This is a genomic window from Acinetobacter sp. SwsAc5 (assembly GCF_013391485.1).
In the GTDB taxonomy this organism is placed as follows: domain Bacteria; phylum Pseudomonadota; class Gammaproteobacteria; order Pseudomonadales; family Moraxellaceae; genus Acinetobacter; species Acinetobacter towneri.
Genome location: NZ_JACAXD010000040.1, coordinates 1 through 14,868 on the forward strand (window position 1 = coordinate 1; position 14,868 = coordinate 14,868).

Sequence of the window (14,868 nt, forward strand, 5' to 3'; positions counted from 1 at the left end):
TATTTAAGTGATGTGCTGAAAAGGTTGCCGACACATAAAGTGACTCAGATTGAAGAATTGCTACCACACCGCTGGAAACCGGAACCGAATTAAAAAATAGGCATGGGGTTCAGCGGACGCTTACGCATGATGATGTAAACAATCAAATTTAAGCGCAAAAATTGCATCAAAAAACCAGCCTCGGCTGGTTTTTTTCATGTAGGCGATGGTGACGGTGCTTACAATAATTCAATAATATCAATCGTGGGCGGCACACCAAAACGAAAAGGAACACCGACCATTCCTGTCCCTACAGTCACAAATACATCGGCATGATCATGGCGATATAAACCTTTTTTATGCCCTAAAATGGATACTTTTTTCATCACATAATCGGTCAGCCACGGCAGTTCAACCTGCCCACCATGGGTATGCCCTGCCAACATCAACGGACGTGTCGGCAGTTTTGGTACCATATCCACTGTATCAGGGTTATGTGATAACAACACCCACGGCTTATCCTGAGGTAAATCGGGCATATAGCGCATGTCGGTTTTACCTGCCCATAAATCGCCAATACCGAGCAAACGAAACTCATCAAACTCGACAATTCTACCTTCAATATCAATCACGTTATTTTGTTCTAAAGCCGTTTTTAACAGCTCTTGAATGGGCGGGCCAGGATACTGCTCATCATGATTACCATTTACCGAATATACAGGCGCACAAATTTCTTTTAATACCGCCAATTCTTCGACCAATTTATTTTCAGGCTCATAAGTCCAGTCGCCTGCTACAACGACAATATCGGGGTTTTGCAAATTGAGTTTTTTCACAATTTGCTTCAATTGACGCTCATGCCCAGAAAACAAGCCAATATGTAAATCTGCAATTAAAGCAATTTTGACAGGCTTTAATAAACGGCGATCTGCATGAATTTGATATTTGGTAGTTTTGACTTGAATCAAATGCGGTTCAATAAAACGCGCATAGCTCAACACAGCACTGACTAAAAATACAAAAATCGCTTCGTGGATGGAGTAATAGCCCTGAATACCCGCATAGACACTAAAAAAAACCAAAGGCGGCAACAGGTAAGACAAATAAAATGCCAACAAATGCACAAAGGCCTTAAACGGGTGAATGGTTTCTGTATTGGCCTGACTGCGCCATGCTTGCGAAACTGCCCACAGCGCCAAAATTGCCATAGCCATATAGAAATACAACACGACTGAATCGTTATCCCACATATTTATTCTCTATTACTTCATACTTCTGCTATTCAATGCTGCGCTAAACCCAGATGTCGCATTTAACCCACACACGTCATATATCTGTATTGTCATATTTATCTTTTCATAGCTGACAATTATACTCAAACCCTATTTTTAACTTATTTGCTCCTCGTGCTAAAAAGGAATTTAATTTGGCAAACCGCAGCTCATCCGCTCCATTTCAAAATATTCGGCACAACGTCTTGTGGCTGAGTTGCGCCTTCGTTTTGACACTCTCAGGCTGTAGCACGCTGCCCAAACAGATTGAACATCCGATCCAGATGGCGTTTGAAACCCCAACCGATCAAACCAGTTTGGCCAAAATTGTACTGCCGCTACGCGAAAAATATCCGCAGCTTACGGGTTATCATGTCCTATATGATCCGCTCGAAGCCCTAGCAGCACGTATCTATCTGATTAATAAAGCAGAAAAATCTTTAGATTTACAATATTATATTTGGGATAACGATAAAATTGGCGCGCTTGCACTACACGCCATTATTCGTGCGGCAGATCGTGGGGTGAAAGTCCGCTTATTGGTCGATGATAACAATGCCAAAAAAATGGAAGGCATTTATCTCGCGCTCGATCAACACGTCAACATCGACATCAAACTGTATAATCCATATCGCTTTCGACATTATCGTGCCATGGACATGATTTTGGATTTGAAGCGTATTAACCGTCGTATGCACAACAAAAGCTTTATTGCCGATAACCAAATTTCTCTGATTGGTGGGCGCAATATGAGCAATCAATACTATAACGTCAGCGACAATTATCAATTTTCTGATGTCGATGTGATGTTAGTCGGCTCGGCTTCGGATGAGATTATTCACTCTTTTGATGAATACTGGAATGATGACTATGCTTATTCAGTCAAGCAATTGGTCAATCCACAACATTACACCTTGCGTTATGAAAGCTTAAAACAGCAATTAGAACAGCACGATCAAGAAGCCACCGTACAAAATTATTTAGATTTGGTGACTCGTTCTAAAGCGATTGAACAGTGGATGACGCATAGTATTAAGTTCGATTGGGTCAGTGCTGAAGTGGTCAAAGATGCGCCGAGTAAAATTAAAGACCGCGCCTCAAAAGAAGAACATCTCAACTTTCAATTGCTGACGCATTTAGAGAAGCCAAGCAGTAGTGTCGATATTATTTCTGCGTATTTTGTCCCTGAACAATCGGGGGCAGAAAAACTAAAAGACTTGGCGGATGATGGCGTTCAGGTACGCGTACTGACCAACTCCTTTAAAGCCAACGATGTTCCTGTGGTGCATGCTTTTTACGCCAAATATCGAGAAGATTTATTGGCAAATAACGTGCAGCTGTATGAGTTTTTGGCGCGACCTGAAATGGAAAACCTAAACACACATACGCACGAAATTTCCAAAAAAGCCAAAGTCAGTATGAAAGGTTTAAGCCGTTCTAGTTTACATGCCAAACTCATGGCATTGGATGAAAAACAGGTATTTATTGGTTCGTTTAATTTTGACCCACGCTCGGCATATTTAAATACTGAAATTGGGGTGATTTTAAACAGTCCGCCATTGGCTCGCGCAGTTCACCACACCATGGATGTCAATTTGTCCAAATATGCTTATAAACTGGTTTTGGATGCACAGCAAAACATTCAATGGCAGATGAAAAATCCACAAGGCGAAACTCAAATTCTGAAAAAAGAACCAGGGATGAAATGGTATCAACGTGCGGCAATGAAAATTACCTCATGGCTGCCAATTGAAGGCTTTATGTAGCAACATAATATTGAAGCTGTTGGATGATGACCATTATTCTTAAAAAAATGTGATGTGCTTAGGCTATCTTTAACATGAAGATGCGCCTAAGCATGTTTTATGATGTCAGCACTTGTGGTTTTAATACCTGACGATGCAACTCAGCCAAACCTTCTGTCATGCGTTCCTGTACCACAGCAGTTAAAGATTCAATATCGTGCCCTTCTACCACAATTGCAGGTAACGCCATTAAATGCGCTGTCACTTTCGGCATTTCCAAAACATCTTTCACATGATCAACAAAGGTCATGTCATTAATAAACGGCGCAACAGTATCTAACTCACCTTGCTGATTCACATAACAAATCAGACAAATTTGCACAGGTCGTTTGGCTTCAATTGCTGCCCCTAAAATACGACCATGCACTTTTTTAATTTTGCTTCCATCTGACGTGGTCGCTTCAGGAAAAAATAATACAGGAATATCTTGTTTTAAAAATTGCGTGATTTGTTCACGAATTTTGACTGAATCGCCAGAGCCACGCTTAATAAATAGCGTCCCCCCACCTTTGGCTAACTTACCCAATAACGGCCATTTTTCAATTTCAGCTTTGGCCAGAAAAAATACCCGCGCACTAGAACCCAATACCGCTACATCTAACCACGAAATATGATTACTGACCCATAGCGCAGGGTCATGCGGAATTTCACCATGAATTTGCACTTCAATATTAAAAACTTTGCACAATTGACGGCAAAAATATTGCACATAGCGCGTATTGTTCGGATTGTTGGTGTCTTTATACAATTGATGACGATAGACCAAATAGAACCCTTCACCAATCGCGCCAGCCGTTGCCAGAACTTTTTTGCTATACAAAGCAAGCTTTGCAAAACCATGAATTGGAGATGTGTGAGTTTCAACAGCTGGGTTCATAGGGTCATCACTAATTGTTAAACGCAAAACAACGTATAAAGGTCTATATTTTGCTCATTCTATACTGTTCAATCTGAACTTGCATTGATAATAAAAACCGAAACCTGCATGCAAACATGCGACTTTTGGCAAAATCTAAATAGATAAATTCTATATTGGGGTCATCCTTATAATTGAGTTTACATACGTTGATATAGCATCAAATCAGGGCGCAGGAAAAATCCAATCATCTATTTCCCTGCACAAACATTTTTTCTACTAGAATATAGCTTTAGCATGGAGATTGCGCTGAGTGGAAAATTTTGTGCCACATCAAGATGGCGAGCGTGTTGTACTGGTCAGTGTCGCTGTCCAAATTTTAGAAGACCTAGATGCCGAAGAATTTCAGCTCTTGGCTGAATCTGCGGGTGCAGAAGTTTTACAACACGTCCACACTCAACGTAGTAAACCCGATGCCAAACTCTTTATTGGCTCAGGCAAAGCCGAAGAAATTGCCGCATTGGTCAAAGAACACGACGCCAATTTGGTCATTTTTGATCATGCACTCAGTCCTGCACAGGCACGTAATTTAGAAAAAGTGATGCAATGCCGTGTGGTTGACCGTACCGAACTCATTTTAGATATTTTTGCTCAACGCGCCCGCACTTACGAAGGTAAATTACAGGTCGAATTGGCACAATTACAACATTTATCTTCACGTTTGGTGCGTAGTCGCAGCAACTTAGACAGTCAAAAAGGTGGTATCGGCTTACGTGGTCCTGGGGAAACCTTGCTTGAAACTGACCGACGCTTATTGCGTATTCGCATGGGACAACTAAAAACCAAACTCAATAAAGTCCGTCAAACCCGTGCACAAGGCAGAGTAGCACGACAAAAAGCCGCTATTCCTACCGTGTCGCTGGTAGGCTATACCAATGCAGGAAAATCTACTCTATTTAATATTTTGGCGCAAAGTGATGTCTATGCGGCAGACCAACTGTTTGCAACCCTTGACCCCACCCTACGCCGCCTAGAATGGGATGGTATTGGTCGCTTAGTCCTCGCAGATACCGTGGGTTTTGTACGCAACCTTTCTCACTCACTGGTGGAATCTTTTAAAGCCACATTGGAAGAAACCTTAGAAGCCAGTTTATTGCTGCATGTGATTGATTCAAGCAGCCCCGATGTGTTGGAACAAATTGAAGCAGTCGAAGGTGTGCTAAAAGAAATTGGCGCAGATGTACCTATTTTGCGGGTTTACAATAAAATTGATGTCTCAGGCGAAACAGCCAAAATTATCTATGAAAAACCGCATCAACCTGACCGTGTCTATGTATCGACATATTCAGGGCAAGGTTTAGACTTGTTAAAACAAGCCGTACATGAATGTTTGATGGGGCAAATTCAAAAGTTTGATCTTAAATTACAACCTGCTTATGGCAAACTGCGCAATCAACTGTATGCGCTCAATGTCATTCAGGCAGAACAGTACGATGATGAAGGTCAATTACATCTACAAGTCAGCATGGCACCACATAAACTGGAACAACTGATTAAACAGGCACATTTACCGATAGACGAAATTTTAGGTGCACAGGCAGAACAATTTAAACGTCCGCTTGAAGCATTTGAAATTGACGATCAGATCGGTTAAAACGTGATAAGTAAAATTTTAATGAAAGATCAAAAATGAGCAGGATAAAACATATCGATTGGCCAGCATGGATCGGCACACTCCTTTTGATTATTGTGTTTCGTGAAGCCTCTGTATGGATCATGACCCAATTTAATCACCCAGAATTAGGCAATTTAGTCGGTTTGCTCAGCCTGCTGGCGGTATTATTTACATGGCGCAAACTCAGTAAAATTCCTGCTCGTCTGGTCGATACCAACAACAAAATCATGAAAGAAAGTGCCTTTGCCTTTTTACCCATCAGCGCGGGTTCATTAATTATGCTCACGCACATGGGCAAACAAATTCCAATCTTCTTAATTGTGTTGTTTATCAGTACGCTGATCCCGCTTTGGCTGTATGCCAAAATGGCAAAACGCTGGCTTTAGGAGATTAAAATGCTGTCAATTCTATATGGTTTTTTAATCACTCTCGTTGCATATTTACTGGCAAAACCTTGCAACCAAAAAGTCCCGCAAATCCCTGTGATTGTCTTTGGCATGTGTTTTGTGTTGCTACTGTTGTATTTTTTCGGGATTCCATACGAAACTTACGTCGCACAAACCAACCCTTTGTTTAATCAATTATTGGGCTATGTGACAGTTGCACTCGCCATTCCTCTAGCAGCCATGCGTTATGACGATTTACCCCTCAAAGCGATTTTAGGTATTTTGTTCTTTGCCAGTCTTAGTGCTGTGGCGCTGCCGATGGGGCTTGCTTATGCGCTACATATGTCCAGTGCCGATATTATGGCATTTGCCACCCGTGCAGTGACCACGCCGATTGCGATTAATATCGCAACCTTATTAGAAGCACCGATTCAATTGGCAGTATTAATTGTGATTTTATCAGGTGTCGTGGGTGCTGCTTTTTCACCACTTATTTTAAGGCATATCAATGATGAACGTGCTTCAGGTTTGGCACTTGGCTTAGCTGCACATGCCATTGGTACTGCTCAAGCATGGCAACGTGGCAGTGTTGCAGGACGTTATGCTGCCTTTGGCATGGCAGTCAATGCAGTCTTTACCGCAGTTTGGCTGCCAACATTTATACTGTATTTACAAAGAATGTGACTGAGCAATCACTTTTAAAGATTGTGACCATTTCACTTTCTTTTTATTATGAAATATCCAGTTTGCGAAATGAAGGAACATTGAACATGGTCAAGATGAAACTCACCGTTGCCTTAATCTGCTCAGCCTTAGGTAGTTTTGCGCTGGCTCAAGATATTACAGGAACTTGGAAAAACATTGACGATAAAACGGGTTCATCTAAAGCCATTTTAGAAATTCGTCAGGAAAGCAATGGTAGCTATACCGCTAAAATCGTTAAAGTGACGCCACGCCCAGGTTACACACCAAGAGAAACCTGTGTCAACTGCCCTGCGCCTTATACCAACCAACCGATTTTAGGTATGGATGTACTCACTGGCTTAAAATATACAGGTAATTCCAATTTCACAGGCGGGAAAATTATTGACCCTTTAAGCGGCAATATTTACAGCACCAAAGCCAAATTGAGCAATAATGGTAAGCGTTTGACCATGCGCGGTTATGTCGGTGTATCGGCTTTAGGTCGCAGCCAAACTTGGATTAAAAGTGATTAATTTATAAGTTATTCCATCAACTTAATTAATTCACTTTTCACTTAAAATGCCACACGTTCGTGGCATTTTTCACATCTTTTCCAGCATTTTCCCTGCAAGTTTAAGATTAAAAATTTCCTCAAATCTCTTGACTCTTACCACAACTCGCTTTATATCTTGAATTAACCTCTGTAATAAATTTCGACAATCAAAGGAACTGATATGAAGAAAAATGTATTGATGGGTGTATTTGCAAGCTTAATCTTCAGTGGTTCAGCATTTGCTGCAGACCTAACAGGTATCTGGCAAAGTATTGATGACAAAACAGGTTCACCCAAAGCCCTGATTGAAATTACCCAAGCTGAAAATGGCAGCTTTACTGGTAAAATTATCAAAGTCACACCAAGATCGGGCTATACCCCAAAAACTATGTGTGTGAATTGCCCTGCACCTTATACCAACAAACCTTTGGTCGGTTTGGAAATTATTAGTGGCTTAAAGCATGTGGAAAATAACAACTATGCCGATGGGCGTATTTTAGATCCACTTACAGGCAAAATGTATAGCCTGAAAGGTCGTTTAGCATCTAATAATAAACGTCTCACTTTACGTGGTTACGTCGGAATTTCAGCCATTGGTCGGACACAAACGTGGATTCGCCAACAATAAGCGAGTAATTGTGTCTCATCGGTCATTTTTTCTGGATACTCGGGACTTTGTGTCCGTTAATTCACAGATTAGACTAGCCGCAAAGACCGAGTAAGGGAAATAAAATGATTCAGAAATTGGCTTTAGGAATAGCCGTCATCTTCGGCAGTCTAAGCACTTTGGCGATGGCACAAGATTTAGCAGGAACTTGGCAACAAATTGATGATAAAACAGGCTCACCCAAAGCTGTCATCGAAATTCGTAAAGAAGCCAATCAAACCTATACGGGTAAAATTGTGAAAGTAACCCCGCGTCCGGGTTATACCCCACGTGAACTTTGTAATAAATGCCCTGCGCCTTATACCGACCAACCTATTTTAGGGATGGATATTTTAAAAGGCTTACAACAAGTCAAAAACAGCAACAATTACGAAAAAGGACGCGTAATTGATCCATTGGCAGGTCGTATTTACGATGCAAAAATTCGCCTCAACTCAACAGGTAAACGTTTAACTTTACGTGCTTATATGGGTGTATCTACACTAGGTCGCAGTCAAACTTGGATTCGAATTCAATAAAATTCAAGATAAAAAATAGCCACCTCAATAGGTGGCTATTTTCATTTCATCATCACATTTTTAAATTTTAAAGATGAATGTTATTACCATTCTGCCAGCGGATTATCCACTGCAAACAATTGCTGATCTTCCAAACGATAAGCCACAAGCTGATTGCCCCACACACAACCGCCATCCACATTTTGAATATTGTCGGCTACCGTTTGTCCCTGCAATGCTGCCCAATGACCAAATACGATTTGATGTGTTTGCGCAGCTAAAGATGGATATTCAAACCACGGTTTAAAACCTTCTGGCATCGGATCATCTAAGGCATCTTTAAAGCTGAATTCCAAACCACCCTGTGCATTGGCTAAACGCATACGGGTCAAATAGTTGGTAATACAACGTAAACGCGCATACCCCTCTAAATCATCCGACCAAACTGCAGGTTCTGCCCCATACATTTCCTTTAAGAATGCATCCACTACCTCAAAGTCCTCATGCCCAATCACCGCCTCAACTTCTTTTGCCAAAGCTGCGGTTTGTTCCGCATTCCAAATATGTGGAATACCTGCATGAGTTAAAATGGTGTTTTCATTAGGAAAAAGACACAATGGTTGTTTACGCAACCAATCAATCAAATCATCACTGTCAATTGCATCAATCACATCACGAGTGTTGTCTTGTGCTTTGATTTTCTTTAAGCCACGTGCGCCTGCCAACAAGGTTAAATCGTGATTGCCTAACACCGTTGCTGCAACGCCACGATCTACCAGTTTTTTAATAAAACGCAAAGCACCTACCGAGTTTTCACCCCGCGCGACTAAATCGCCTGCAAACCAAATAAAATCTTGATCGGGATCGAACTGTATTTCTTTTAATAACAGTTTTAAGGCTTCAAAGCAGCCCTGCACATCACCAATGACATAGTTGTATCGAATTGCTGCCATTAATTCACCATCTGATCTGCCAATGCGACAAATGCACTCAAACTTAAAGTTTCAGGACGTGCCATTGGGTCTACCCCTGCACGTTCAAACGCATCTTCAGCCAACATGCCTTTTAAGCTATTGCGCAATGTTTTACGACGTTGGGTAAATACATGCGCCACCAAACGTGCCAATGCTTTTTCATCTTTGGCAATAATCGGTTTAGTCACATAAGGCTCTAAACGGAATACTGCAGAAGTCACTTTAGGCGGTGGATTAAATGCGCCAGGCGGTACTTCAAACAAGAACGTTGGCTTACAGTAATACTGCATCATCACCGATAAACGCCCATATTCTTTGGTATTCGGTTCAGCCGTGATACGATCTACCACTTCTTTTTGCAGCATAAAGTGCATGTCTTTAACTTTGTCACCAAACTCTAAGAGATGAAACAAAAGCGGCGTCGAAATGTTATACGGCAAGTTTCCAACCACACGTAGCGGGCGCCCTTCCTGAAATAACTCGGTAAAGTCATATTTCAGCGCGTCACTTTCTACAATAGTTAAACGCTCAGGATGTGGCACACGTCCCGGTAAGCCTGCGGCCAAATCACGGTCTAATTCCACTACAGTCAAAGCATCACACTCACCAATTAAAGGTGAGGTCAATGCCGCTAAACCCGGTCCAATCTCGACAATATTATCGCCTGGACGTGGGTTCACTGAGCGGACAATTTTGGCAATCACGCGTTGATCATGCAAAAAGTTTTGACCAAAGCGTTTACGAGCCTGATGCCCTTCATCTTTTGGGTTTAGGGCATTAATTTGATACATAAAGATTTCCAAGCTGAAATTATGAACGTGCTAAATCCAGCGCTAAATCGACAGCAACATGCAAGCTAGAACTTTTCGCAAGTCCCGTACCTGCGAGGGAGAGCGCTGTGCCGTGATCGACTGAAGTGCGAATAAACGGTAAGCCTAAAGTAATATTGATTGCTTCACCAAAGCCCTGAGATTTTAACACAGGTAAACCCTGATCGTGATACATCGCTAAAACTGCATCGGCATCTTTTAAATTTTCTGGGGTAAATAAAGTATCTGCAGGTAAACTTAAACTGAGATTTTCACCGCGATTACGGTAATTTTGCAGCACAGGATTAATCACCTCAATTTCTTCCATGCCTAAATAACCATCTTCGCCCGCATGTGGGTTCAAACCACAGACCAATACTTTAGGATGTTCAATTTTAAACTTGCTTTTTAGATCGTGCAGCAAAATATCAATTACTTGTTCTAAACGTGTTTTGGTAATGGCATCTGCCACGGCACGTAAAGGTAAATGCGTGGTCGCCAAGGCAACGCGTAAGGTTTTGGTGGCTAACATCATCACCACACGCGCAACACCTGCAAACTCCTGATAATATTCAGTGTGCCCACTAAAAGAAATACCAGCTTCATTAATAATAGATTTTTGCACGGGTGCTGTCGCCACGCCCACACTCTTACCTGTCATTGCATAAGAAGCTGAGCGACGTAATTGCTCCAAAACGTAAGCTGCATTTTGTGCATTTAAATGCCCCAACTCAACATCTACAGCCAAAGGCACATGCTCAACATATAACTGCCCAAGCGCTGCAGGCTGTTGCTGACCTGAATATTCAATCAATTCGACTTGTTGCTTTAGAATTTCGGTGCGTTGTTGTAATAATTGATGATCTGCCAATACAACAATTGGACGCTCATCTTGTCGATTTGCCAGACTTAAACAAATATCAGGTCCAATACCTGCAGGTTCACCACTGGTGACATATAAAGGGCGCATGCAGCTTCATCCACTATAGCTAGGTGTAGCTGAATTATAGCGCCATCCTGAGCAAAATTGTTTTATCTCCAATCTAATCTAAATCGGCTATCTAAGATGCCCATCTGATGCGCCCACTCTGAAATGCCAATCACGACCGCGCATAACAACAAACCTATAAATAGTATTTTGGGCGCTTGCTGAATAACTGCTCGATAGTTTTGATCAGATAGACTCAAGATGATGAAGCCTCCAATGCCATATAGCATAAAAGGGAGCAAGGTCATGTGCATAAATACAGAATAGATTAAGATAAAATCAAATACATCAGTACCATAAGCTGCACCTACCAACAAAAATGCCAGTTCATACAGACCAATCAATGTGATGAAAAAACCTGCTATAAATTTTAGCAGTTTATTTGGTTGCGGCTTTAATGCTTCTGTCGTTAATGCTTTTGTCGTTGTAGCGACGCGTTCTAAATCATCAGACATAGTGATCCGTCCTCATCATTATTATTAGCTGCGACCATACAGAAAAAGCTAAAACAGCACTAGATAAAGAAGATCAATACCTGATTTTTACTGTCGTGAAATGGTCGCTAGAGGTGATTTTGCTTTTATAACCAAACTTGATAAAATATAGCGCTTAAAATGTGACTTTTCCATTGTAGTTCTACCCATTCTCAGGTAGAATTCGGACTCCTTTTTGTTTGGACAGCTTCCATAGTCCAAACCAACTATAATAGGTAGTGGTTTAATGAAAACTCTCAGCGCTAAGCCAGCTGAAGTTCAACACGACTGGTACGTTGTTGATGCTTCTGGCAAAACTCTAGGTCGCCTTGCGACAGAAATCGCTCGTCGTTTACGCGGTAAGCACAAAACTTCTTATACTCCTCACGTTGACACTGGCGACTACATCGTTGTCATCAATGCTGAGCAAGTTCAAGTGACTGGTAACAAATCACTTGACAAGAAATACTATCGCCACACTGGTTTCCCTGGTGGTATCCGTGAAACTAATTTCGAGAAATTAGTTGCTCACAAACCAGAAGAAATCTTCCAACGCGCTGTAAAAGGCATGTTGCCAAAAGGTCCTCTTGGTTATGCTATGATCAAGAAAATGAAAGTGTACGCTGGTGCTGAGCATCCTCACACAGCTCAACAGCCACAAGTTTTGGACATCTAAGGGATACAGCACATGGCTACTAACTATGGTACAGGTCGCCGTAAGACCGCAACTGCACGTGTTTTCTTATCAGCTGGTACAGGTAAACTCGTAATTAACAACCGTACTCTTGAGCAATATTTCGGTCGTGAAACTGCTCGTATGATCGTACGTCAACCATTAGAGCTTCTTGAAGCTACTGAAAAATATGACCTTTACATCACTGTTGCTGGTGGTGGTATTGGTGGTCAAGCTGGTGCAATCCGTCACGGTATTACTCGTGCATTGATCGCATCTGACGACACTTTAAAACCTGCTCTTCGTCAAGCTGGTTTCGTTACTCGTGATGCTCGTGAAGTTGAACGTAAGAAACTTGGTTTACGTAAAGCTCGTAAACGTCCACAATTCTCTAAACGTTAATTCGTTTACCGAATCGGACACAAAAAAAGCCTTGGATTTTCCAAGGCTTTTTTTTATGCAAATCAACGAGCTGAGCATTTTAAGTCAGATAAACAATTCGGATTCACATATACCAAAAATCAAAATTCAATACAGTCCAAAAATTGAAAACCAATCAACAAATATCTCATACACTTTTATCAGCTTTGCTGGGTGATTTTAGTGGCTAAGTTTAGTATCCTATTCTATTCATTTGGTTTTATTTCGGATTATGTCAGTCGAGAACGCACCCTTACAAGGCATTACCCTCTACAGTCATGCGGACGACTTTCGCTCACATTGGATTCGTTACGTTCTGGCCGAAAAACAAATCAAATATCAACTGATTTTGGTCGATTATGAAGATGAAGATCTTGCAAGCCTGAATCCGTATAATCAACTTCCAATGCTGCTAGAAAACGATTTAAAACTCTTTAATACTGCGATTATTTCCGAATATCTGGATGATCGTTATCGACAAAATAAACTCTATGCAGATGCACCTATGCCACGTGCAGAACAAAGACAATATATTTGGCGCTTTGAACAAGACTGGTTCAAACTTGCCGATCAGATGCTACGTCATCCTGATAACTTAGATTACACAACACAGCGCGCTGCACAAAAAAAATTACGTGATACACTCATTTCACTGACACCATTATTTCAGCATTATCCTTATTTCATGTCAGAAAATTTCAGTATTTTAGATTGCATGCTGGCATCCTTATTTATACGGCTAAAAGCCATGGGCATAGAATTACCTCAACAACACTGTCGTCCAATTTTCCTGTATTGTCAGCGGATTTTTTCACGCCCTGCCTTCACTCAAGCAATGACTTTGCAAGAAAAAAACCGCTATCAGGAATTTTTAATTCATACTTAAAGAGCACATTATGTCTGAATCTGAAATCAACTTAAGTCCGACCCGTCCCTATTTAGCTCGCGCAATTTATGACTGGATTTGCGACAACCAACTCACGCCACATTTATTGGTAGACGCTACACAGCCGAATACGCTTGTTCCTGAACAATTTGTGCAGGATGGTCAGATCGTATTAAACATTGTTCCACATGCTGTACACGCCTTACACATGAGCAATGATGCAATTACATTCTCCGCACGCTTTGGTGGTGTTTCACGCGACTTATATGTGCCAATGAATGCGGTACTGGGGATTTACGCTCGAGAAAATGGACAAGGCTTATTCTTTGATCCGAGCGAGTATCAACATATCCAAAATGATGAAGATGCTTTAGAATTAAAGACTGAAGAAAAACCCGAACAAACTAAGAAAAAACCAAGCCTTAGATTATTAGATTAAAACAATGGAGTAGTGAATGGCTTTTGATTTAGTACAATATTTTGCAGCGCAGATTAAACTTCAAAAGCCCTCGCTTTTGAAACAATATAATGCTGTTGATCGCGACCAATATATTCAAGAAATCAATGCGCTGAGCTTAGGCAAACTGGTCAGTCTGTGGCGAGAAGACAACCAAAAACTTTATCAAGAAATTGATCATCAAGATGAATTATATATTCAGGAAATTGCACGTCGACTCACCACATCTCCACACAATCAGTCACCTCTCTCCAAAACTGAGCTTGAACAGAATATTAGCGAAGTCTTAGCCTTACAACTCACAGAGCTCAAGCAATTGGATCAAACCGGTAATTTTGGCAATAAAGGTCTAGGTGAATTATTGCTAGGTCAAATTGAACATTTATCTGGTCAAGCGGATGATTGGGTTTGGTCAACAAACGATCTAATAGAGTTAAAAGGTTCTAAACCAATTCCTCAAGAAGAGCTATCATTAGAGGCATCAATGAAGGAGTTTAATCAAATGGTACAACAACATACCCACGATGATCATCAAAATATTGAGCTTGTAGAAGCAATTGTACCCACTTGGTCTAAAGTACTAGAACCTATCGTTGCGATTGCGATTTTAGCAATTCTATGGTGTTCCGTTACTCAATTATTCGCTTAAATCAATCTTCTATCTAAGCCGTAATAAAACCATCATCATCTGATGGTTTTATTTTGCCTTCACTTTTTATAGTTTTTAATATTTTCTTTCCTACATAAAAAAACACCCCCAACATTTGTTGAGGGTGTTTAGAATAATGAGCTGGCGATGACTTACTCTCACATGG

The 14,868-nt window shown here is 41.1% G+C and carries 19 protein-coding genes; 13 read left to right on the plus strand and 6 right to left on the minus strand.

The annotated features are described in order from the left end of the window. A partial coding sequence (locus HYG89_RS14985) for a transposase domain-containing protein (RefSeq protein ID WP_178867550.1) occupies positions 1–93 on the plus strand: 93 nt, incomplete at its 5' end. A 125-nt stretch (positions 94–218) separates the two neighbouring features. Here the strand turns inward: HYG89_RS14985 and HYG89_RS14990 are convergent. Then, the gene (locus HYG89_RS14990) at positions 219–1,229 is read right to left on the minus strand and encodes a metallophosphoesterase (RefSeq protein ID WP_178868232.1); all 1,011 of its coding nucleotides are present in this window, start codon (positions 1,227–1,229) and stop codon (positions 219–221) included. A 176-nt stretch (positions 1,230–1,405) separates the two neighbouring features. On the opposite strand from HYG89_RS14990, the gene HYG89_RS14995 reads away from it, so the two are divergent. Continuing rightward, positions 1,406–3,016: a phospholipase D family protein gene (locus HYG89_RS14995; protein ID WP_242439134.1), complete on the plus strand. Its 1,611-nt coding sequence runs from the start codon at positions 1,406–1,408 to the stop codon at positions 3,014–3,016. A gap of 97 nt (positions 3,017–3,113) precedes the next feature. Here the strand turns inward: HYG89_RS14995 and HYG89_RS15000 are convergent, their stop codons facing one another. Next, complete coding sequence (locus HYG89_RS15000) at positions 3,114–3,932, minus strand: 1-acyl-sn-glycerol-3-phosphate acyltransferase (RefSeq protein WP_096901584.1); 819 nt, start codon at positions 3,930–3,932, stop codon at positions 3,114–3,116. 292 nt (positions 3,933–4,224) lie between these two features. Between HYG89_RS15000 and hflX the strand changes: the two genes are divergently transcribed. The 6 genes from hflX (at position 4,225) to HYG89_RS15030 (ending at position 8,394) form a co-directional block, all read left to right on the plus strand. After that, positions 4,225–5,565, plus strand: coding sequence for a ribosome rescue GTPase HflX (hflX, locus tag HYG89_RS15005; RefSeq protein WP_178868234.1), 1,341 nt, complete (start codon positions 4,225–4,227; stop codon positions 5,563–5,565). Between the two features lie 35 nt (positions 5,566–5,600). Further along, positions 5,601–5,972, plus strand: a complete 372-nt coding sequence (locus tag HYG89_RS15010; RefSeq protein WP_004972466.1) for a hypothetical protein — start codon at positions 5,601–5,603, stop codon at positions 5,970–5,972. A gap of 9 nt (positions 5,973–5,981) precedes the next feature. Beyond that, positions 5,982–6,656, plus strand: coding sequence for an LrgB family protein (locus tag HYG89_RS15015; protein ID WP_004972468.1), 675 nt, complete (start codon positions 5,982–5,984; stop codon positions 6,654–6,656). An 86-nt stretch (positions 6,657–6,742) separates the two neighbouring features. Beyond that, positions 6,743–7,189, plus strand: a complete 447-nt coding sequence (locus HYG89_RS15020; RefSeq protein ID WP_104853073.1) for a DUF2147 domain-containing protein — start codon at positions 6,743–6,745, stop codon at positions 7,187–7,189. A gap of 201 nt (positions 7,190–7,390) precedes the next feature. After that, positions 7,391–7,837, plus strand: coding sequence for a DUF2147 domain-containing protein (locus HYG89_RS15025; protein ID WP_178868236.1), 447 nt, complete (start codon positions 7,391–7,393; stop codon positions 7,835–7,837). Between the two features lie 104 nt (positions 7,838–7,941). Next, positions 7,942–8,394 (plus strand): DUF2147 domain-containing protein, encoded by a 453-nt coding sequence (locus HYG89_RS15030; RefSeq protein WP_004972473.1) that lies wholly within the window; start codon positions 7,942–7,944, stop codon positions 8,392–8,394. A gap of 83 nt (positions 8,395–8,477) precedes the next feature. On the opposite strand, the gene HYG89_RS15035 is transcribed toward HYG89_RS15030, so the two are convergent. The 4 genes from HYG89_RS15035 to HYG89_RS15050 form a co-directional block, all read right to left on the minus strand. After that, positions 8,478–9,326 (minus strand): symmetrical bis(5'-nucleosyl)-tetraphosphatase, encoded by an 849-nt coding sequence (locus tag HYG89_RS15035; protein WP_178868237.1) that lies wholly within the window; start codon positions 9,324–9,326, stop codon positions 8,478–8,480. Then, a complete protein-coding gene (rsmA, locus tag HYG89_RS15040; protein WP_004972477.1) occupies positions 9,326–10,138 on the minus strand; it encodes a 16S rRNA (adenine(1518)-N(6)/adenine(1519)-N(6))-dimethyltransferase RsmA in 813 nt (270 codons plus the stop codon). The genes HYG89_RS15035 and rsmA overlap by 1 nt, the downstream gene beginning before the upstream one ends. A 19-nt stretch (positions 10,139–10,157) precedes the next feature. After that, positions 10,158–11,126, minus strand: coding sequence for a 4-hydroxythreonine-4-phosphate dehydrogenase PdxA (pdxA, locus tag HYG89_RS15045; RefSeq protein ID WP_178868239.1), 969 nt, complete (start codon positions 11,124–11,126; stop codon positions 10,158–10,160). Between the two features lie 62 nt (positions 11,127–11,188). Then, the gene (locus HYG89_RS15050) at positions 11,189–11,599 is read right to left on the minus strand and encodes a hypothetical protein (protein WP_178868241.1); all 411 of its coding nucleotides are present in this window, start codon (positions 11,597–11,599) and stop codon (positions 11,189–11,191) included. A 265-nt stretch (positions 11,600–11,864) separates the two neighbouring features. On the opposite strand from HYG89_RS15050, the gene rplM reads away from it, so the two are divergent. The 5 genes from rplM to HYG89_RS15075 all read left to right on the plus strand — a co-directional run bounded on the left by rplM (position 11,865) and on the right by HYG89_RS15075 (position 14,702). After that, the gene (rplM, locus tag HYG89_RS15055; RefSeq protein WP_004909012.1) at positions 11,865–12,293 is read left to right on the plus strand and encodes a 50S ribosomal protein L13; all 429 of its coding nucleotides are present in this window, start codon (positions 11,865–11,867) and stop codon (positions 12,291–12,293) included. Between the two features lie 12 nt (positions 12,294–12,305). Then, positions 12,306–12,692, plus strand: coding sequence for a 30S ribosomal protein S9 (rpsI, locus tag HYG89_RS15060; RefSeq protein WP_004972483.1), 387 nt, complete (start codon positions 12,306–12,308; stop codon positions 12,690–12,692). A 250-nt stretch (positions 12,693–12,942) separates the two neighbouring features. Further along, the gene (locus HYG89_RS15065; RefSeq protein ID WP_178868243.1) at positions 12,943–13,596 is read left to right on the plus strand and encodes a glutathione S-transferase N-terminal domain-containing protein; all 654 of its coding nucleotides are present in this window, start codon (positions 12,943–12,945) and stop codon (positions 13,594–13,596) included. Between the two features lie 10 nt (positions 13,597–13,606). Then, a complete protein-coding gene (locus tag HYG89_RS15070; RefSeq protein ID WP_168418859.1) occupies positions 13,607–14,035 on the plus strand; it encodes a ClpXP protease specificity-enhancing factor in 429 nt (142 codons plus the stop codon). Between the two features lie 16 nt (positions 14,036–14,051). Then, on the plus strand, positions 14,052–14,702 hold the full coding sequence (locus HYG89_RS15075) for a hypothetical protein (protein ID WP_178868245.1): 651 nt from the start codon (positions 14,052–14,054) through the stop codon (positions 14,700–14,702). Positions 14,703–14,868 lie beyond the last annotated feature (166 nt).